Raw genomic sequence first — 17,786 nt, 5'->3', positions numbered from 1 at the left:
GGAGGTCATAATGCAATTAGATGAACAACGCCTGCGTTTTCGCGATGCCATGGCCAGCCTGTCGGCGGCGGTTAACGTGGTCACCACCGCAGGCGAAGCCGGCCGCTGCGGGATTACTGCCACGGCGGTGTGCTCGGTGACGGATACGCCGCCCTCGGTGATGGTGTGTATCAACGCCAACAGCGCGATGAACCCGGTGTTTCAGGGCAACGGCAAGTTGTGCATCAACGTGCTGAACCATGAACAGGAAATCATTGCCCGTCATTTCGCCGGGATGACCGGGGTGACGATGGAAGAGCGTTTTGCCCTCAGCGGCTGGCAGCAGGGCGCGCTCGGGCAGCCGGTGCTGAAGGGGTCGCTGGCCAGTCTCGAAGGGGAGATTAGCCAGGTACAAACCATCGGCACCCACCTGGTCTATCTGGTAGAAATCAGGAATATAACCCTGAGCCAGCAGGGCCACGGGCTGATCTACTTTAAGCGCCGCTTCCACCCGGTAATGATGGAAATGGAAGTCGCAGTGTAATCGCCTTGTCTGCTCCTCCCCGGTTGGGGAGGAGCGTTAACCCACAGCGTCTCAGGCCACAATCTCCTGTGATCACAATCACATAATCCCGCCCTGTTCACTTCGTAGCCAACCGCTTACCCCTTCCAGTAACCGCTTAACCTCCTATATAACCACTCACCCATTTACTCATCTTTACGCGCGCGCCGGTCTGGCAAGATCGGAGACAGCCTAGCTAATCAATACCTCTATCAACCCTTACTTAAAACCAGACGGCTTCGGCCAATTATTCATCTCATTAACGCCAGGTTTTACTATGGATACCAAAAAACTATTCAAGCACATACCCTGGGTGATTCTCGGGATCATCGGGGCATTTTGCCTCTCAGTCGTCGCCCTGCGCCGCGGTGAGCACGTCAGTGCCCTGTGGATCGTGGTGGCGTCGGTTTCCGTGTATCTCGTCGCCTACCGGTATTACAGCCTGTATATCGCGCAGAAGGTGATGAAGCTTGACCCGACGCGCTCCACGCCAGCGGTCATTAATAACGATGGCCTGAACTATGTGCCGACCAACCGCTACGTGCTGTTTGGCCACCACTTTGCCGCGATTGCCGGCGCCGGTCCACTGGTGGGCCCGGTGCTCGCCGCGCAGATGGGCTACCTGCCGGGCACCCTGTGGCTGCTGGCGGGCGTCGTGCTGGCAGGCGCGGTACAGGACTTTATGGTGCTGTTTATCTCCTCACGGCGTAACGGCGCCTCGCTGGGCGAGATGATCAAACAGGAGATGGGTCCCGTACCGGGCTCCATCGCGCTGTTCGGCTGCTTCCTGATAATGATCATCATCCTCGCGGTGCTGGCGCTGATCGTGGTGAAAGCGCTGGCGGAAAGCCCGTGGGGCGTCTTCACCGTCTGCTCGACGGTGCCAATTGCCCTGTTCATGGGGATCTACATGCGCTTCCTGCGCCCGGGCCGCGTAGGCGAAGTATCGGTCATCGGTATCGTCCTGCTGGTGGCGTCTATTTACTTCGGCGGCGTGATTGCCCACGACCCGTACTGGGGCCCGGCGCTGACCTTTAAAGACACCACCATCACCTTTACCCTGATTGGCTACGCGTTTATCTCGGCTCTGCTGCCGGTATGGCTGATTCTGGCGCCGCGCGACTACCTGGCGACCTTCCTGAAAATCGGCGTCATCGTTGGCCTGGCGCTGGGTATCGTGATCCTTAACCCGGACCTGAAAATGCCGGCGGTGACCCAGTACATTGACGGTACCGGTCCGCTGTGGAAAGGCGCCCTGTTCCCGTTCCTGTTTATCACTATTGCCTGCGGCGCGGTCTCCGGCTTCCACGCCCTGATCGCCTCCGGCACCACGCCGAAGCTGCTGGCCAACGAAACCGACGCCCGCTTTATCGGCTACGGCGCAATGCTGATGGAGTCCTTCGTGGCGGTGATGGCGCTGGTAGCGGCATCGATTATCGAACCGGGCCTCTACTTCGCGATGAACACCCCGCCGGCGGGTCTGGGCATCACCATGCCGAACCTGCACGAAATGGGCGGTGAAAACGCGGCGCTGATTGCCGCCCAGCTGAGGGATGTCACCGCTCACGCGGCAGCGACCGTCAGCTCCTGGGGCTTCGTGATCTCACCTGAGCAAATCCTGCAAACCGCGAAAGATATCGGCGAACCTTCCGTACTGAACCGCGCAGGCGGCGCGCCGACGCTGGCCGTGGGTATCGCTCATGTGTTCCACAAAATCATCCCGATGGCGGATATGGGCTTCTGGTACCACTTCGGTATCCTGTTTGAAGCGCTGTTTATCCTCACCGCGCTGGATGCGGGGACCCGCGCAGGCCGCTTTATGCTGCAGGATCTGCTGGGTAACTTCGTGCCGTTCCTGAAAAAAACCGACTCGCTGGTCGCCGGGATTATCGGTACCGCCGGCTGCGTCGGGCTGTGGGGCTACCTGCTGTATCAGGGCGTGGTCGACCCGCTGGGCGGCGTGAAGAGCCTGTGGCCGCTGTTCGGTATCTCTAACCAGATGCTGGCCGCGGTGGCGCTGGTGCTTGGCACCGTGGTGCTGGTCAAAATGCAGCGCACCAAATATATCTGGGTCACCGTGATCCCGGCTGCGTGGCTGCTGCTGTGCACCACCTGGGCGTTGGGCCTGAAGCTGTTCAGCACCAACCCGCAGATGGAAGGCTTCTTCTTTATGGCTCAGCAGTATAAAGAGAAGATCGCTTCCGGCGGCGAACTGACCGCACAGCAGATTGCCAACATGAACCATATCGTGGTCAACAACTACACCAACGCCGGCCTGAGCATCCTGTTCCTGGTGGTGGTGTACAGCATCATCTTCTACGGCATCAAAACCTGGCTCACTGTCCGCAACAATAAAGTGCGTACCGACAAAGAGACCCCGTACGTGCCGGTACCGGAAGGCGGCGTGAAGACCTCGTCACATCATTAACCCCGATGCCGGATGGCGCTACGCTTATCCGGCCTACAAAAAAGCGCATCAACGTAGGCCGGAGAAGGCGCTAGCCGCCATCCGGCTTTATTCGTTATCTGGAACTTACAATGTTTGGTAACTTAGGTCAGGCAAAAAAATATCTCGGTCAGGCGGCGAAAATGCTGATTGGCATTCCGGATTACGACAACTACGTCACCCATATGCAAACCAACCATCCGGATCAGCCGTACATGACTTATGAAGAATTCTTCCGCGAACGCCAGCAGGCCCGCTACGGCGGCGACGGCAAAGGCGGCGTCCGCTGCTGTTAATGGAGGCAATAATGGCACCGATTGCAGTCACCCTACTCACCGGTTTTCTCGGCGCAGGTAAAACCACCCTGTTGCGCCATATTCTCAACGAACAGCACGGCTTTAAAATCGCCGTGATTGAAAATGAATTTGGCGAAGTCGCCGTTGACGATCAGCTGATCGGCGACCGCGCCACGCAGATTAAAACCCTGACCAACGGCTGCATCTGCTGTACGCGCTCCAACGAACTGGAAGACGCCCTGCTCGATCTGCTCGACAGCCGCGACCGCGGTGAAATCGAGTTCGACCGGCTGGTGATTGAATGCACCGGCATGGCCGACCCGGGGCCGATTATCCAGACCTTTTTCTCCCACGAGGTGCTTTGCGAGCGCTATCTGCTGGATGGCGTGATCGCCCTGGTGGATGCGGTCCATGCCGACCAGCAGATGGATCAGTTCACCATCGCCCAGTCGCAGGTAGGCTACGCAGACCGCATTTTGCTGACCAAAACTGATGTTGCCGGCGACACCGAAAAATTGCGCGAACGGCTGGCGCGCATTAATGCCCGGGCGCCGATTTATACCGTCATTCACGGCGATATCGATCTTAGCCAGTTGTTTAACACCAGCGGCTTTATGCTGGAAGAGAACGTCGTAAACAGCAAACCGCGTTTCCACTTTATGGCAGAGAAGCAAAACGACGTGTCATCAATCGTGGTTGAGATGGATTACCCGGTGGATATCAGCGAAGTGTCGCGTGTAATGGAAAATCTGCTGCTCTCCTTCGCCGAGCAATTGATGCGCTATAAAGGGATGCTGTGGATCGACGGCGAGCCAAATCGCCTGCTGTTCCAGGGCGTGCAGCGCCTCTACAGCGCCGACTGGGATCGCCCGTGGGGCGATGAAACGCCGCACAGCACGCTGGTGTTTATCGGCATTCAGTTGCCGGAAGAGGAGATTCGCGCGGCATTTGCCGGGCTACGACGCTAATTTGCCCGCCTGCGCGCTAAGGCGCAGGCCCCCTTCTCTCCCCGTACATCGTCAAAGACAGGGATAAAACGTCGTCATCGCGTCGAAAAATGTAAATCAACGTTTTTATAAGTAACAGCAGAAACACTTTTGGAAATAATAAGAAATTCAATGAATAGGATGCTTAATAATTAATGCCCGCCCTGTTCAGTTTCTGTTTAGCCCACCCATTAAACTGTGGCTAAACAGACCAAATTTGATGATTGACCTCGCCATAACCCAACGTCATGACAACATTTTCAAAACACTTCCCTGACAAACACAGCATAAAAAATCGACGTAAGTCACATTTGCAGAGGTAAACATCGATTGTTAAGGTGCCCTCAGACAAATTTAATGACGAGGAGCAAACCATGAAAAAGCTTAACATCCTGATTGTTGCTGCCCTGACCGCGGTCTCTGGTTCCGCCATGGCAATGGGGTTTACCGTTGAACAAGGTAAGAATTTTACCAACCTGAATATGGAAATGGGTAAATCCTCTTCCGGCCTGTATGCCGAAAGCCACTGGCTGAAGAATACCGATGATGGTAGCCAGACCGGCGGCGTTGGCGCGGGTTACAATCTGGAAGTTGGCCCGGTGATGCTCAACGCTGGCGCGAAAGCTATCTACCTCGGGCCGAAAAAAGGCGATAACGGCGTCGCGTTTCCGGTCGGCGGCGGGGTGAACGTGGCCCTGACCGACAGCATCCACGTGTTTGGCGAAGGGTATGTCGCGCCCGACGGCCTGAACAACAGCGTGAAAAACTATGTTGAGGCGAACGGCGGCGTGAGCTGGTCCCCGGTTGGTCCACTGACCCTGAAGGTCGGTTACCGTCACGTGAGCGTTGACGGCAAAGAGGGCCGCCCAAACCACACCCTGATTGATGGCGCCTACGTGGGCGGCGGGATTACCTTCTGATGAAATCACGTCTCGCCGCGCTCTCTGCGCTGAGCCTGGCGTTGCTGCTCACCGGCTGCACTCAGTATACCTGGGTGAAGCCGGGTTTAAGCGATGCCGACATGCATAAAAAGCTCACCGAATGTGAAGCGCAGGCCCTGGTCGATCTCCCTCCGGATAACGTGGTGACCGGGTCCAGTTCAGAAAAAACCGACAAAAAGCATAAGAAACAGGATGTTGAAACAAGTTATACGGTAGAAGACGCGAATGAATATCAGCGGGAGACCTTAGTCGACAGCTGTATGTTCAAAAGCGGCTGGGATAAAGTCGAAGTGCAATAAATCTATTATAAAAAAACCTGCCGGATGGCAGGTTTTTTTATGGTCGGGCTTAGCGGCGAACCACCACCAGCTTTTGGTTCACAAACTCTTTGATGCCGAGATCGGAGAGCTCCCGGCCATAACCGGAACGCTTCACGCCGCCAAACGGCAGTTCAGGCGCGGTATCGGTCAGCCAGTTGATATAGACCATCCCGGTTTCAATGGCAGATGCCATCCGTTTAGCGCGTTCGATATCCTGACTGAACACCGCGCCGCCCAGGCCATAGTGAGAATCGTTGGCAAGCGCAATCGCCTCCTCATCGTTTTTCACCACGTAGATCTGCGCCACCGGGCCAAAGAACTCTTCGAAGTACGCCGGGTTGTCGCGGGTGATACCGGTCAGGATAGTGGGTTCAAAGAAGTTGCCGTCTCGCTCCACGGGCTTGCCGCCCAGATGCAGCGTGGCGCCGTTTTTGACCGCCTCGTCAACCTGCTTGCTTAAGGTTTCCAGCGCATCTTTAGAGGAGAGCGGCCCCAGCGTGGTGCTTTCATCCAGCGGATCGCCTATTTTTACCTGGCGAAACGCCTCGCTAAATTTCGTCAGAAACGACTCAGCGATGTTCTCATGCAGGATAAACCGCTTGGCGGCAGTACACACCTGGCCGGCGTTGTTCAGCCGCGCCTGGACGCCGATTTTCACCGCGCGATCGAGGTCGGCATCGTCGAGCACCACAAACACATCGTTGCCGCCGAGTTCCAGGGTCGATTTTTTAATATGCTTCGCCGCCTGCGCCGCCACCACGCTGCCAGCTTTTTCCGACCCGGTCAGCGCCGCGCCCTGCACACGATCGTCGGCGATAATCTTCGCCACCTGATCCTGGGAGATAAACAGATTGGTCCACGCCCCTTCCGGTGCGCCGGCCTCGCGCACCAGATGAGCAAAGGTCTCCGCGCAGTGCGGCACAATGCTGGCGTGTTTGGCGATAACCGGGTTCCCGGCCGCCAGGTTTGGCGCCAGGACGCGCATCAGCTGGTAATAGGGGAAGTTCCACGGTTCCACCGCCACTAATACGCCGATGGGATGGTGTTCAACCCAGGCGTCGCCGAGTTCGGTGGGGTATTTCACCGGCGCCAGCATCGATTTGGCGTTATCGGCGTAATAGCGGGCGATTTGCGCGCAAAGTTTTACTTCGCCGCGGCTCTGCTTAATGAGTTTCCCCATCTCCTCGCTGGCGATTTTCGCCAGATCTTCCGCCCGGCTGTCGATCAGATCCGCCAGCTTATGCAGCACCGCCAGACGCGGTTCAATATCGCCTTTCGCCCAGGCAGAATGATAGAGCGCATCCGCCTGCCGCAGCGCCGCCTCCACGTCCGCATCGCTGTGCGCCGGGTACGTTTTAATAAGCTGATTGTTCGCAGGATTCACCGTCTGATAGGCCATATCGCATGTCTCCTTGTTATCGCTATTAAGGCAGTCAAAAATGCCGTTAAGGATATTAAGGGTAGTCGAGATGGCTGGCGATGCGGGTAAAGTTAGGTATATCCGGAATATTCCATAACGGTGGCTAACCGGGGCGACCGTCAGGCCGTCCCGGCGTTATCAATGCGCCAGCGCGGCGATCTCGTCGGCGGTCAGGCCGGTGATTTTCACCACCGTCTCGCGGGCAATGCCGTCGGCCAGCATCCTCTGGGCAATGCGCAGCGCCTCGGCATGCTGTCCTTCACGCTTGCCTTTTCTGCGCCACACTTCCTGTAATCGTTCGGCGATGGTCATCAATCTCTCCCTGTGCTGAGGAACCCGTTGCGCCACTTCCTGGATAAACCGGCCAAAGCGACGCGCGTTGCCAGTCTGCAGTAGATAATTAAACAGCGTTTTTATCTGCCTGTCATTAGCGTCACCGCTAAGTAAAATCGTCGTCAGCTGCTCAACAATCGCCATTAAATCGCGCTGGCGAATATGCTTCTGTATCAGCTCGAGTAATGCCACCCGCCGGTGACGAACGATCTCATCGTCGGGGATCACCGTGATATCCACCAGCGGAAAGGGCGAGGCATAAAGCTCCCTCGCCAGCTGTGGATCGGCAAAGCAGTCCAGCCAGCTGAGCGACCACGGGTATGGCGTGGTCGCTCCGTGATAGAACAGCATCGGCACCACCAGCGGCAGTCTGGTATGACCGTTATCCAGATGGCGCTGCATCGCGGCGATGGCGTAGCGCATCAGGCGAAAAGCCATTTGCACGTCCGGTGAGCTCTGATGTTCGATAACCACATAAATGTATCCCTTGCCAGACGCGGTTTTGAGTGACCACAGCACATCGGAGTACCAGGCCCGCAGGCTCTCCTCGATAAAGCTTGCCGACTCCAGCTGTAAGGTATCGAGGTCGCAGCGCTGACGCAGCGCAGGCGGTAGATGGATCGCCAGGAAATCACGCGCGATGTCGGCCTGAGTGAGAAACTGTTTAAACACCGCATCATGCGGCGTCGAGGTGGTGCCCTTTGCCATCGGCTCATCCCTGCCTGCTTATCCTGCAGGGACTCTACCTCCCATGAATGTCGCTGACACCCCGGAAACCGGGATTTTACATTCCGCGACGAAAACATATTTCCCCGGACTGCAAGCGTGACATCCTTTTTCGACGCGGTACGCAAATCCCGGCGGGCGACAGCCTCGGCGCAGCATGCTATAAACGATTTATCCCCTCAGCAAAGGTCGATGCGGTGAACCATACCCGAGATATTCCCCAAACCTTCTGGCGAGACGATCGCCTGCCGTGGCTGGAGCTGCGCAGCACCTGGCGCAGCCGTCAGGCCTATAAGCGCCACAGCCACCCGCAGCTCTCGGTGGGGGCGATTATCGACGGTGAAACGCGCTGCCTGTGCAATGGTCAGGAATATCTCCTGCAGCCCGGGGATCTGATCGTGATCCCGCCGCACGCGCCGCATAGCTGTAATCCGCTGCGTGACCGGCCGCGCAGCTATCATATGCTGTACCTGGAGGCGGCATGGTGCCATGCGCAGCGTCCAGATATTCCCCCTGGCGCCAGTATCACCTCGCCGCAGCCGCTGCTGCGCGACAGCCCTCTCTTTGCCTGCTTCCAGCAGATTGTCGCCCTGATGAGCCGCGGCCGCATTGAGCAACTGCCCGCCCGGCTGGCGCAGCTCCTGCACGCGCTGCCGCTGTGCGCCGCCGCGCCGCAGGCGCCACATCACGCCAGCGCCCTGCTGTTTCAGCGCCTGGCGACAGATCTGCCGGCGCCGCCATCACTGGATAAGCTGGCCCACGACAGCGCGCTACGTAAAGAGACCGTTATCCGCGCCGTGAAACAGGATACCGGCCTGACGCCCGCCAGTTTGATCAATATGGCGCGCATTGAATATGCGAAAACGCGCTTACGTGCCGGGGACCCTATTGCCGACGTCGGCTATCAGGCCGGCTTTGCCGATCAGAGCCATTTCCATAAAACCTTCGTCAGTTATACCGCCGCCACGCCGCGGCAGTATGCGCAAAGCCGATCAATTTCCGACAATAAGTAATTTTCCACCTGGCGTAGGGTGGCCTCAGCACCATTATCGAGGCCACTATGAATACCTTATCGACTCTCTTCCCCGCCGCCTTTCCGGCGTTAGCCCTGTCCCACTTTGTCGCTCTGCTCAGCCCGGGCCCCGATTTTTTTCTGCTGGTCGGTTACGCTGTACGCTACCGGATCCGCGGCAGCCTCGGACTGTGTCTCGGCATCGCCGCCGGGAATGCGCTGTATATTGTCCTGGCCATCGTTGGCTGGGGGCTTCTGCGCCAGGCGCCGCTGCTGTTTTTGCTCATCGAGCTGTTGGGCGCAGGCTATTTACTGTGGATTGGCAGCCTGCTGATTCGCAGCCGTCCCGCGGCGCTGGCGGTGGAGAGCGTTCGCGCATCGTGTCCGGGGTTCGGCAAGCAGCTGCTGCTGGGGCTGGGGTCATCGCTGCTCAACCCGAAGAACGCGCTGTTTTATCTGGCGCTGATGACCTCCCTGCTGGGGCCGGCGGTTACCTTGCTGCAGCAAACGGTAAGTGGCCTGTGGATGGTCAGCGTGGTGTTCTTCTGGGATTTACTGCTGGTGAGCGCGATTGCGCTGCCGCAGGTACAGCACCGCCTGAGCGCCATCGTCTGGCGGGTCGAGCGGGCGGCGGGGGCGATTCTGATGATGTTCGGTCTGTGGATTATCTGGCGATTTTTGCACGACCTCGCCGTCAGGTTATATGCTTAAGTTTATGGAAAAACTCGCTGAACTGAAACGCGCCAAACTGCTGGCGCTGTCGCTGCTGCTGATCGCCGCCGCGCTATTTATCACCACCCTGCTGCTGCCGCCGACGCCATGGGTCAGCGCGCTGAAGGCCATTTCCGAAGCGGCGATGGTCGGGGCGCTGGCCGACTGGTTTGCGGTGGTGGCCCTGTTTCGTCGTATTCCGCTGCCCTTTGTCGCCCGCCATACCGCGATTATCCCGCGCAACAAAGATCGCATCGCCGACAACCTCGGCCGCTTTGTGGAAGAGAAGTTCCTCGATACCCCGTCGCTGGTGGCGCTGATCCGCCGCTATCAACCAGCTCTGATGCTCGGCAACTGGTTCAGCCAGCCGGAGAACGCCCGGCGGGTCGGCCAGCACCTGCTGCAGGTGATGAGCGGTTTTCTCGAACTGACCGATGACGCCCGCATTCAGCGCCTGCTGCGGCGCGCGGTGCATAAGGCGATCGATAAGGTCGACCTGACGCAGACCAGCGCCATGATGCTGGAGGGGCTGACCCGCGACAACCGCCATCAAAAGCTGCTGGATTCGCTGATAAATCAGCTGATCGCCCTGCTGCAGCGCGACAGCTCCCGCGCCTTTATCGCCCGCGGCATCGTGCGCTGGCTGGAGACCGAACACCCGCTGAAGGCCAGGCTATTACCCACCGAGTGGCTCGGCGAGCACAGCGCCGAGATGGTCACCGACGCCGTGAATACCCTGCTGGACGAGGTCACTCACGATCGCACCCACCAGATCCGCCAGACCTTTGACCGCGCGACGCAAAAGCTAATCGATAACCTGAAATCCGACCCGGAACTGGCGCAGAAGGCCGATAACATCAAAGCCTGGCTGAAAAATGATGAGACCTTCAACCGCTATCTTGGCGAAGTGTGGGGCGACCTGCGCGGTTGGGTAAAAAACGATATCAGCAGCGACGACTCGCGTATCAAGCAGCGCATCGCCGAGGCTGGCCAGTGGTTCGGTGAAACCTTACTCCGCGACGATGCGCTGCGCGAATCGCTTAACGAACACCTGGAGCAGGCGGCGCACCGGGTGGCGCCGGAGTTCGCCGCCTTCCTCACTCGGCATATCAGCGACACGGTGAAGAGCTGGGACGCCCGCGATATGTCGCGGCAGATCGAGCTTAATATCGGTAAAGATCTGCAGTTCATCCGCATCAACGGCACCCTGGTCGGGGGAACCATCGGCCTGTTGTTGTGGCTGCTCTCGCAGATCCCGTCGCTGCTGCATCTGCATATTGGTTAGCAATGATACTATCTGAACAATAGCGCTGAAAAATATTCCACAGGGAGGGCGAGATGATGCACCGGATGACCCGCTGGCTAACCCGGCACGCCGCCGCGCTGTTCTTCCCGGCGGCGCTCATTCTGTATGATTTTTCCGCCTATCTCACCACCGACCTGATCCAGCCGGGGATCCTGCACGTGGTGCGGGATTTCAACGCCGATGTGGCGCTGGCTCCAGCCTCGGTGAGCCTGTATATGGCCGGCGGCATGGCGCTGCAGTGGCTGCTGGGGCCGCTCTCTGACCGGATCGGACGGCGTCCGGTACTGCTCACCGGCGCGCTGATTTTCACCCTCGCCTGCCTGGCGACGCTGTTCACCACCTCCATGACCCAGTTCCTGATCGCCCGCTTCGTGCAGGGCACCAGCATCTGCTTTATCGCCACCGTCGGCTACGTCACCGTACAGGAAGCCTTTGAGGAAAAAAGGTCGATCAGGCTGATGGCGGTGATCACCTCCGTCGTGCTGGTGGCGCCGATCGTCGGCCCGCTCTCCGGCGCGGCGCTGATGCATTTTATCCACTGGAAAGCGCTGTTCGGCATTATCGCCGCCATGGGGCTGGTGGCCTGGCTGGGGCTGCTGTTGACCATGCCGGAGACGGTGCGCCGCGGCGATGTGCCGTTCAGCCCCCTGGGCGTGCTGCGCGATTTTCGCAACGTCTTTCGCAACCGCATCTTTTTGCTCGGCGCCGCCACGCTGTCGCTGAGCTATATTCCGCTGATGAGCTGGGTGGCGGTATCGCCGGTGATTTTAATGGACGCCGGCGGGCTGACCACCAGCGAGTTCGCCTGGAGCCAGGTGCCGGTCTTCAGCGCGGTCATCATTGCCAACCTGTCGGTGGCGCGCTGGGTAAAAGATCCCACCCGTCCGCGCTTTGTGCTGAGCGCGGTGCCGGTACAGATGCTCGGCCTGGCCATCCTGATCGTCGGGAATCTGGCCTGGCCGCACGTCTGGCTGTGGTCGGTGCTCGGCACCTGCTTCTACGCCTTCGGCATCGGGCTGATTTTCCCGACGCTGTTCCGCTTTACCCTCTTTTCCAACGACCTGCCGAAAGGCACGGTCTCCGCCTCGCTGAATATCGTGATCCTCAGCGTCAGCGCCTTATCGATTGAAGGCGCTCGCTGGCTGTGGTTCCATGGCGGGAGACTACCCTTCCACCTGTTGGCGGTGGTCGCGGGGCTCGCCGCCGCCTGCTGCCTCGCCGGACTGTTACGCCACCAGCATCAGTGTGCGCAAGCGGTCATTGAAGCCCGGCAGTCGTGACCCCTTTTACGGAGAAAGCCCTATCATGAGTGAGATTGAACTCAGCCCGGCGCAGCGCGACCTGCTGCGCGACAGGCTCAGCAAGTACTGCGAAGAGACGTTTAACCTCGAACTGGAGCAGTTTGACGCTGAATTTTTTGTCGACTTTATCGCCCAGGAGCTGGGGCCGCTGTTTTACAACGCCGGTATCGAAGAGGCCATCCGCACCCACCTGGCATGGAGCGAGCGGATCCAGGAAGAGATGGATTTAAAGAAGGTCTATTAACGCCGCGCGCAGACGCAGGAGATCAATAAAAGCATACAAACAAAAGGGTTATAATGGCGATTCTTTCAGCATCTCCCGTGTACGGGGAAGGAAAACCATGTCGCTTATCACCGATCTACCCGCCATTTTTGACCAGTTCTCGGAAGCTCGCCAGAAGGGCTTTCTCACCGTCATGGATCTTAAAGAGCAGAACGTGCCGCTGGTGGGCACCTACTGCACCTTTATGCCTCAGGAGATCGCCATGGCGGCGGGGGCCGTGGTGGTCTCGCTGTGCTCCACCTCCGATGAAACCATCGAGGAAGCGGAAAAAGATCTGCCGCGCAACCTCTGTCCGTTAATCAAAAGCAGCTACGGCTTCGGCAAAACCGATAAATGCCCCTACTTCTATTTCTCTGACCTGGTGGTTGGGGAAACCACCTGCGACGGCAAAAAGAAAATGTACGAGTACATGGCCGAGTTCAAGGCGGTCCACGTCATGCAGCTGCCGAACAGCGCCAGCGACGCGGCCTCCCGCGCCCTGTGGAAAGCGGAGATCCTGCGCCTGCAGCAGGTGATTGAGGCGCAGTTTGGCGCGCCGATTAGCGAGGCGGCGCTGCGCGAGGCCATCGTGCTGAAAAACCGCGAACGCCGGGCGCTGGCCCACTTTTATCGTCTCGGGCAGCTCAATCCGCCGGCTCTCAGCGGCGGCGACATCCTGAAAGTGGTGTATGGCGCCACCTTCCGCTTCGACAAAACCGCGCTGATTGACGAGCTCAACACCATGGCGGAGCGCATCCGTCAGGAGTGGCGGCAGGGTAAACGACTGGCCTCACGCCCGCGCATTCTGATCACCGGCTGCCCGATCGGCGGGGCGGCGGAGAAAGTGGTTCGCGCCATCGAAGAAAACGGCGGCTGGGTGGTGGGCTATGAAAACTGCACCGGCGCGAAGGCTACCGAGCGCTGCGTGGCGGAAGAGGGCGACGTCTACGACGCCTTAACCGATAAATATCTCGCCATCGGCTGCTCCTGTATTTCCCCTAACGATCAGCGCCTGCAGCTGCTGAGCCAGATGGTGGAGGAGTACCAGGCCGACGGGGTAATCGACGTCATCCTGCAGGCCTGCCATACCTATGCCGTGGAATCGCTGGCCATTAAACGCCATCTGCGCCAGCAGCACGACCTTCCTTATATGGCGATTGAAACCGACTATTCGACAGCGGACCTCGGCCAGCTCAGCACCCGCGTCGCCGCCTTTATCGAAATGCTGTAAGGAGCACGCGTGATCTACACGGTTGGTATTGATTCCGGCTCCACCGCCACGAAAGGCATCCTGCTGGCGGACGGGGTGATTACGCGCCGTTTCCTCTGCCCGACCCCCTTTCGCCCTGCCGACGCCATCCATGAGGCCTGGGAGACGCTGCGCGCTGGCCTCGCGGAAACGCCCTTTTTAACCCTCACCGGCTATGGCCGCCAGCTGGTGGATTTTGCCGATAAACAGGTGACGGAGATTTCCTGTCATGGCCTCGGCGCCCGCCTGCTGGCGCCGGACACCCGCACGGTGATTGATATCGGCGGCCAGGACAGCAAGGTTATCCAGCTGGATGCCGGGGGCAATCTCAGCGACTTTCTGATGAATGACAAATGCGCCGCCGGTACCGGCCGTTTTCTGGAGGTCATTTCACGAACCCTCGGCGCCAGCGTCGAACAGCTGGACGTCATTACCGACGGCGTGGAACCGCACGCCATCACCAGCATGTGTACGGTATTCGCCGAATCGGAAGTCATCAGCCTGCGGTCGGCCGGGGTCGCGCCGGAGGCGATTCTGGCGGGGGTGATTAACGCCATGGCCCGGCGCAGCGCGAACTTTATCGGCCGCTTATCGGCGCAGGGACCGCTGCTGTTTACCGGCGGCGTCAGCCACTGCGCCGCCTTTGCCCGCATGCTGGAAAGCCATGTCGGCATGGCGGTGACAACCCATCCCGACGCCCAGTATGCCGGGGCGATCGGCGCGGCGCTGATCGGCCAGCGTCAGCGGAGGCGCGGATGACAACCTTTCTCTTTCTATTTCATTCCACGGTGGGAGTGGTGCGCACGCGCAAAGCCCTGCAGGCGGCGGGAATGACCTTCGAGGTCAAAGATATTCCCCGCCAGCTGCGCAGCGGCTGCGGGCTGTGCATCCTGCTGGAGGGGACGGAAGCCGATGCGCGAAGCTGGATCCTGCCGGAGCTGACGGCGGCGTTGTATCTGCAGGACGGGGAAGCGTGGCGCTGTCTCGCCACCTTCCCATCGGCAGGTTAATCGCTTACCACAAAGCGCGTCGCCGCGAAGCAGTTCAGCAGGCGGTGCATCAGAAAGACCAGGGTCAGCGTCACCACCAGTGAGACCGTTACCGAGGTGATGCGGTACAGATCGCTGAATACCAGATCCTGATAGGGATGCAGATTCTGGCCAAACATAATACCGATGGTGGTGATGCTGGCGAAGCCCACCCCGGCGCCCACTTTCTCCATCACGTGCAGACGGGCGCTGAAGGCCAGCCCGAGGCCAATCAGCGGCATCATCAGGACCATGTGGTTGCTGAAGTCATAGATAATCAACTGCACCACCAGAATATAGAGACAGGCCAGCACCACCCCCGCCACGCGCCAGATCGAGCTGATCACCGCCCCGCGATAGTGCATCGGGAACAGGATCAGGATCCCGGCCATCAGCGCTGACAGCGAGTCGCTGAGATCGCAGATCTGAAACACCACGAAGATGATCGTCGCCACCGTGCCGGAGAGCAGCGACTCGTGGCGGATGCGGGCGGCGTCTTTTTCAATGCGCGGCGGCGGCTTGCGCGGCTCGACGTCCGGGATCAGGTAATGCAGCAGCGCGCTTAGCGCCACCGCCAGCACGCACGCTTCCATGTTGGAGAACATCAGGGTGTGCCAGTTACTGGTCGGGTAGCTCATAAAGTTGAGCATCGTACTCTGACACACCACCCCCATCGACCCCAGCAGAAACAGCGGCCCCTGGCTCATAAAGCGAAAACGCATCACGTACAGGGCGAACACCACCAGCGTCATGATCACCGGCCATTGCGACAGATAACCAACGATCAATACCATTTCGACGCAGTTCACCGCCGCGCTGAACACAAACTGGCGGGCGACGTGGCGGTTGAACACCGGCACCAGCGACATCAGCATCAGCGGATACACCACAAAAAATACGCCGTACTGCACGTCGTAGAAGGTGGAGATGCTGAGCGCAATGGTCCCGGCCACGGCGATACGCACCGTCTGGCGAAAATCATTCGCCGTGTAGACGATATTGCCGTGCGGGGTAAAGACGTGCGCCAGGGTATTAATAGACATAGTGCAACCAGCTCACCAGATGGATCTGCAGGCCGGCGAAGGTACGGGCGAAAGGTCCCTCGCTATTGTACAGCTGCACCGTGGCGCGGGCGCCGGTCGGCAGCGGTTTCGCCAGCGGCTGATCCAGCGCGACGTGAATGCGCATTCGCTGGGCGTCGCGCACCCAGCGGGTGGACTGTTCCGGCTGCGACAGCTGACCGTTAACCGCCTCCTGCCCCGCCAGAATCCCGGCATCGCTGCTGGTGACATGCGCCGGGAAGACTTCCCCCGGCAGGGCGTCAAAGACCACCGCCGCATCGGTGTTTACCGCGGTGTGGCGCAGGCTCTTCTCACGGAAGTCAGCGACGATATCGGTATTGTTGTTGACCAGCGCCAGCACGGCCGTCGCCGCGGTGGCGTAGATCCCCGGGTTAAGCTGCAGGTTGCTGACCATGCCGTCAGTTTCCGCACGCACTTTGGTCCAGGCCAGGTTCAGCTGCGCCTCCTCCAGCGCGTTGCGGTATTTCTGCAGGGTGACGTTGCGCTTATCGTCGCGCTCGCCGCGCTGGATCAGCAGGTTCTGGATCTGCGCGTTCAGCGCCGAGACCGACTGCTCGCTGGTCTGCCAGGTGGTCCGCACCTTGTCGAGATCGGACTGCGAGACGTTCTGCATGGTGCTCAGGCGCTGATAGCGATCGAGCGTGACCTTATCGTTACGGGCGGTGTACTGCGCGGTGCGCAGGTTGGCGCGGGCGGCGGCGATTTGCGCGTCCAGCTGCTGGTTGCTCAGCTTCGCCTGTTCAAGGGCGATCTGTGCCGCTTCAACTTTATTAATGAATGGCGTTGGGTCGAGCTCATACAGCAGGTCGCCCTTTTTCACCTGGCTATTGTTATGCACGTAGACGTGCGAGACATAGCCGGAGACCCGCGACGAAACCGGGGTCACCACGCGCATGACGGTGGAGTCCGGCGTCAGCGGGATCCAGATATCGGCAACGATAAACCAGGCGAATATTCCCAGAAAAGCGGCAATACTCACCCGTACCCAGCGGGCAAATTTTTGTTCAGGCGTCATCATAGTGTGTTAGATCTTGTTATCTTCTTCGCGGATAGTCCGCAAACGGCAGGCGATTTGATTTAACGTGGCGCTGAAGGTGGCGAGGTCGGCCTCCGGGATGGTCTGGGTTACGCGCTCCTGATAGGTCTCGATCACGCGGCTCAGTTTTTCCAGAATAGCCCGCCCCTCGGCGGTCAGCGTCAGCAGGCGAATGCGTTTGTCATATGGCGATGTGGAACGCAACAGATAGCCCTGCTTTTCCAGTAATGAGAGGGTGCGCGTCAGCGGCGGCAGTTCAATCCCCTGCACCTCCGCCAGTTCGCTGACCGAGACGTTGTCTCCCAGCTGATGCAGCTGCATCAGCACCGTCCAGCTGGACTGGGTGAGTCCCGTATCGGTGATAGCGGAGTCAATAATCGCGCGCCACTGGCGCACCACCATGGCCATCCGCATCCCCAGCGGGCGGCGGGCAAACAGTTCGTCTTCAGTCACAGCTTTTCCTCTCATTGTTGAGAAGAAAATAATACTTATCAGGGTAAGTATCAAGAAACGGAAGGTCGCGTCGCATCAATTGATAAATTTCGTGAATGTTTCCCCGGCGTCGCCAGCGCTTACCGGGGCAAAGAAGAAATGATGTCTGAAAAAAACCGCACTTTTTAATTGATCTGATCCCGACGCAGGCCGATATCTTTCAGCTGTTCGTCGCTCATTTTCTGCAAAGCTCTGCGCGTTTGCTCCCGAAGCCACCATTTTTTGACAAATCGCGCCAGCAGTACGAAACCGATAAATGGCTGTCTTGCCCTGTTCTCGTGAAATTCCATCCTCTACC

At 58.9% G+C, this 17,786-nt stretch carries 20 protein-coding genes; 14 read left to right on the top strand and 6 right to left on the bottom strand.

What is annotated here, in order from left to right; translation table 11 throughout:
• The first annotated feature begins 10 nt into the window (after window positions 1-10).
• The 6 genes from AC6CWS_RS04030 (at window position 11) to AC6CWS_RS04005 (ending at window position 5,509) form a co-directional block, all read left to right on the top strand.
• The gene (locus tag AC6CWS_RS04030) at window positions 11-523 is read left to right on the top strand and encodes a 4-hydroxyphenylacetate 3-monooxygenase reductase subunit (protein ID WP_498256387.1); all 513 of its coding nucleotides are present in this window, start codon (window positions 11-13) and stop codon (window positions 521-523) included.
• Window positions 524-818: 295 nt separating this feature from the next.
• On the top strand, window positions 819-2,969 hold the full coding sequence (gene btsT / locus AC6CWS_RS04025) for a pyruvate/proton symporter BtsT (RefSeq protein ID WP_044525281.1): 2,151 nt from the start codon (window positions 819-821) through the stop codon (window positions 2,967-2,969).
• Window positions 2,970-3,079: 110 nt separating this feature from the next.
• Complete coding sequence (locus AC6CWS_RS04020; protein ID WP_002887451.1) at window positions 3,080-3,283, top strand: YbdD/YjiX family protein; 204 nt, start codon at window positions 3,080-3,082, stop codon at window positions 3,281-3,283.
• Between the two features lie 11 nt (window positions 3,284-3,294).
• Window positions 3,295-4,251: a GTPase gene (yjiA, locus tag AC6CWS_RS04015; RefSeq protein WP_023291844.1), complete on the top strand. Its 957-nt coding sequence runs from the start codon at window positions 3,295-3,297 to the stop codon at window positions 4,249-4,251.
• A gap of 392 nt (window positions 4,252-4,643) precedes the next feature.
• Window positions 4,644-5,189, top strand: a complete 546-nt coding sequence (locus AC6CWS_RS04010) for a YfaZ family outer membrane protein (RefSeq protein WP_023291843.1) — start codon at window positions 4,644-4,646, stop codon at window positions 5,187-5,189.
• The gene (locus AC6CWS_RS04005; RefSeq protein ID WP_023291842.1) at window positions 5,189-5,509 is read left to right on the top strand and encodes a hypothetical protein; all 321 of its coding nucleotides are present in this window, start codon (window positions 5,189-5,191) and stop codon (window positions 5,507-5,509) included. Before AC6CWS_RS04010 ends, AC6CWS_RS04005 begins: the two co-directional genes overlap by 1 nt.
• A 49-nt stretch (window positions 5,510-5,558) precedes the next feature.
• Here AC6CWS_RS04005 and AC6CWS_RS04000 read toward each other — a convergent pair whose 3' ends face one another.
• Together AC6CWS_RS04000 and AC6CWS_RS03995 are read right to left on the bottom strand one after the other, a co-directional pair.
• A complete protein-coding gene (locus AC6CWS_RS04000; RefSeq protein ID WP_044525280.1) occupies window positions 5,559-6,929 on the bottom strand; it encodes an NAD-dependent succinate-semialdehyde dehydrogenase in 1,371 nt (456 codons plus the stop codon).
• Between the two features lie 159 nt (window positions 6,930-7,088).
• On the bottom strand, window positions 7,089-7,991 hold the full coding sequence (locus AC6CWS_RS03995) for an Rpn family recombination-promoting nuclease/putative transposase (RefSeq protein WP_044525279.1): 903 nt from the start codon (window positions 7,989-7,991) through the stop codon (window positions 7,089-7,091).
• A 215-nt stretch (window positions 7,992-8,206) separates the two neighbouring features.
• Here AC6CWS_RS03995 and AC6CWS_RS03990 point away from each other — a divergent pair, with 215 nt between their 5' ends.
• The 8 genes from AC6CWS_RS03990 (at window position 8,207) to AC6CWS_RS03955 (ending at window position 14,860) form a co-directional block, all read left to right on the top strand.
• The gene (locus AC6CWS_RS03990; RefSeq protein WP_065883234.1) at window positions 8,207-9,022 is read left to right on the top strand and encodes an AraC family transcriptional regulator; all 816 of its coding nucleotides are present in this window, start codon (window positions 8,207-8,209) and stop codon (window positions 9,020-9,022) included.
• A 47-nt stretch (window positions 9,023-9,069) separates the two neighbouring features.
• A complete protein-coding gene (locus AC6CWS_RS03985; RefSeq protein ID WP_023291838.1) occupies window positions 9,070-9,732 on the top strand; it encodes a LysE family translocator in 663 nt (220 codons plus the stop codon).
• Entirely contained in the window at window positions 9,725-11,017 is a 1,293-nt protein-coding gene (locus AC6CWS_RS03980; protein ID WP_023291837.1) for a DUF445 domain-containing protein, read from the top strand. Before AC6CWS_RS03985 ends, AC6CWS_RS03980 begins: the two co-directional genes overlap by 8 nt.
• Window positions 11,018-11,070: 53 nt before the next feature.
• Window positions 11,071-12,318 (top strand): multidrug efflux MFS transporter MdtM, encoded by a 1,248-nt coding sequence (gene mdtM, locus AC6CWS_RS03975; RefSeq protein WP_065883232.1) that lies wholly within the window; start codon window positions 11,071-11,073, stop codon window positions 12,316-12,318.
• Window positions 12,319-12,343: 25 nt separating this feature from the next.
• Window positions 12,344-12,583 (top strand): DUF2164 domain-containing protein, encoded by a 240-nt coding sequence (locus AC6CWS_RS03970; RefSeq protein WP_004204157.1) that lies wholly within the window; start codon window positions 12,344-12,346, stop codon window positions 12,581-12,583.
• 97 nt (window positions 12,584-12,680) lie between these two features.
• Window positions 12,681-13,832 carry a double-cubane-cluster-containing anaerobic reductase gene (locus AC6CWS_RS03965; RefSeq protein ID WP_065883230.1) on the top strand — a complete coding sequence of 384 codons (1,152 nt, stop codon included), beginning with the start codon at window positions 12,681-12,683 and terminating at the stop codon, window positions 13,830-13,832.
• 9 nt (window positions 13,833-13,841) lie between these two features.
• Window positions 13,842-14,609: a putative 2-hydroxyacyl-CoA dehydratase activator YjiL gene (yjiL, locus tag AC6CWS_RS03960; protein ID WP_023291834.1), complete on the top strand. Its 768-nt coding sequence runs from the start codon at window positions 13,842-13,844 to the stop codon at window positions 14,607-14,609.
• Window positions 14,606-14,860, top strand: coding sequence for a putative Se/S carrier protein (locus AC6CWS_RS03955; RefSeq protein WP_023291833.1), 255 nt, complete (start codon window positions 14,606-14,608; stop codon window positions 14,858-14,860). The genes yjiL and AC6CWS_RS03955 overlap by 4 nt, the downstream gene beginning before the upstream one ends.
• On the opposite strand, the gene AC6CWS_RS03950 is transcribed toward AC6CWS_RS03955, so the two are convergent.
• The 4 genes from AC6CWS_RS03950 to AC6CWS_RS03935 form a co-directional block, all read right to left on the bottom strand.
• Entirely contained in the window at window positions 14,857-15,921 is a 1,065-nt protein-coding gene (locus tag AC6CWS_RS03950) for a DUF2955 domain-containing protein (protein WP_064158455.1), read from the bottom strand. The genes AC6CWS_RS03955 and AC6CWS_RS03950 overlap by 4 nt on opposite strands.
• On the bottom strand, window positions 15,911-16,978 hold the full coding sequence (locus tag AC6CWS_RS03945) for an HlyD family secretion protein (RefSeq protein WP_004204152.1): 1,068 nt from the start codon (window positions 16,976-16,978) through the stop codon (window positions 15,911-15,913). Before AC6CWS_RS03945 ends, AC6CWS_RS03950 begins: the two co-directional genes overlap by 11 nt.
• Before the next feature lie 6 nt (window positions 16,979-16,984).
• On the bottom strand, window positions 16,985-17,449 hold the full coding sequence (locus AC6CWS_RS03940) for a MarR family winged helix-turn-helix transcriptional regulator (protein WP_023291830.1): 465 nt from the start codon (window positions 17,447-17,449) through the stop codon (window positions 16,985-16,987).
• A gap of 164 nt (window positions 17,450-17,613) precedes the next feature.
• On the bottom strand, window positions 17,614-17,778 hold the full coding sequence (locus AC6CWS_RS03935) for a DUF1127 domain-containing protein (RefSeq protein WP_044525273.1): 165 nt from the start codon (window positions 17,776-17,778) through the stop codon (window positions 17,614-17,616).
• Window positions 17,779-17,786: the final 8 nt, after the last annotated feature.

The organism is Klebsiella sp. M041 (assembly GCF_059759695.1).
The sequence above is the reverse complement of the archived record's forward strand: the minus strand, read 5'-3'. Positions and strand labels throughout refer to the sequence as shown.

Bases quoted from the DNA above. Each gene is read 5' to 3' on its own strand.
- AC6CWS_RS03970 (WP_004204157.1), top strand. From the start codon at position 12,344: ATGAGTGAGATTGAACTCAGCCCGGCGCAGCGCGACCTGCTGCGCGAC.
- AC6CWS_RS04000 (WP_044525280.1), bottom strand. From the start codon at position 6,929: ATGGCCTATCAGACGGTGAATCCTGCGAACAATCAGCTTATTAAAACG.
- AC6CWS_RS03955 (WP_023291833.1), top strand. From the start codon at position 14,606: ATGACAACCTTTCTCTTTCTATTTCATTCCACGGTGGGAGTGGTGCGC.
- mdtM (WP_065883232.1), top strand. From the start codon at position 11,071: ATGATGCACCGGATGACCCGCTGGCTAACCCGGCACGCCGCCGCGCTG.
- yjiA (WP_023291844.1), top strand. From the start codon at position 3,295: ATGGCACCGATTGCAGTCACCCTACTCACCGGTTTTCTCGGCGCAGGT.
- AC6CWS_RS03935 (WP_044525273.1), bottom strand. From the start codon at position 17,778: ATGGAATTTCACGAGAACAGGGCAAGACAGCCATTTATCGGTTTCGTA.
- btsT (WP_044525281.1), top strand. From the start codon at position 819: ATGGATACCAAAAAACTATTCAAGCACATACCCTGGGTGATTCTCGGG.
- AC6CWS_RS03945 (WP_004204152.1), bottom strand. From the start codon at position 16,978: ATGATGACGCCTGAACAAAAATTTGCCCGCTGGGTACGGGTGAGTATT.
- AC6CWS_RS03995 (WP_044525279.1), bottom strand. From the start codon at position 7,991: ATGGCAAAGGGCACCACCTCGACGCCGCATGATGCGGTGTTTAAACAG.
- AC6CWS_RS03950 (WP_064158455.1), bottom strand. From the start codon at position 15,921: ATGTCTATTAATACCCTGGCGCACGTCTTTACCCCGCACGGCAATATC.
- AC6CWS_RS03965 (WP_065883230.1), top strand. From the start codon at position 12,681: ATGTCGCTTATCACCGATCTACCCGCCATTTTTGACCAGTTCTCGGAA.
- AC6CWS_RS03985 (WP_023291838.1), top strand. From the start codon at position 9,070: ATGAATACCTTATCGACTCTCTTCCCCGCCGCCTTTCCGGCGTTAGCC.
- AC6CWS_RS04005 (WP_023291842.1), top strand. From the start codon at position 5,189: ATGAAATCACGTCTCGCCGCGCTCTCTGCGCTGAGCCTGGCGTTGCTG.
- AC6CWS_RS04030 (WP_498256387.1), top strand. From the start codon at position 11: ATGCAATTAGATGAACAACGCCTGCGTTTTCGCGATGCCATGGCCAGC.
- AC6CWS_RS04020 (WP_002887451.1), top strand. From the start codon at position 3,080: ATGTTTGGTAACTTAGGTCAGGCAAAAAAATATCTCGGTCAGGCGGCG.
- AC6CWS_RS04010 (WP_023291843.1), top strand. From the start codon at position 4,644: ATGAAAAAGCTTAACATCCTGATTGTTGCTGCCCTGACCGCGGTCTCT.
- AC6CWS_RS03980 (WP_023291837.1), top strand. From the start codon at position 9,725: ATGCTTAAGTTTATGGAAAAACTCGCTGAACTGAAACGCGCCAAACTG.